Below are 397 nucleotides of genomic sequence, written 5' to 3'. Positions count from 1 at the left end.
AGCTTAGATCGTAAGCGAGTGGTTTTGAGTGAAGCTGAGGACCCGCGAGTACTAGCAGCCGCAAGAATGGCGATAGACAAACAGCTTGCTCACATCACCCTAGTAGGGGATGAACCAGCGATCATCGCTGCTGCAGAATTACATCACATTGATCTTGTTGGCATTCATATTGTTTCTCCTCAGGCGTCGTCACTCAAAGAGGTGCTCGCTGAGCGGTTGTATACATTAAGAAAAGCGAAAGGCATGACTTACGATGATGCGCTAGAGCTGGTTCTAGACCCACTCGTTTTTGCCAATTTGATGGTCAGAGAGGGGCTGGTGGATGGCACAGTTAATGGTGCCGTTTATACCACGTCTGATGTGGTGCGAGCTGCGCTTCAGATTATCGGCCCTGCGC

At 50.1% G+C, this 397-nt stretch carries 1 protein-coding gene; it reads left to right on the top strand.

The annotated features are described in order from the left end of the window. A partial coding sequence (locus AB4512_RS22910; RefSeq protein ID WP_372175831.1) for a phosphate acyltransferase occupies positions 1–397 on the top strand: 397 nt, incomplete at both ends.

The organism is Vibrio sp. 10N.222.52.B7 (assembly GCF_041474275.1).
Classification (GTDB): domain Bacteria; phylum Pseudomonadota; class Gammaproteobacteria; order Enterobacterales; family Vibrionaceae; genus Vibrio; species Vibrio crassostreae_C.
This window is presented reverse-complemented; position numbering and strand designations above follow the sequence as displayed.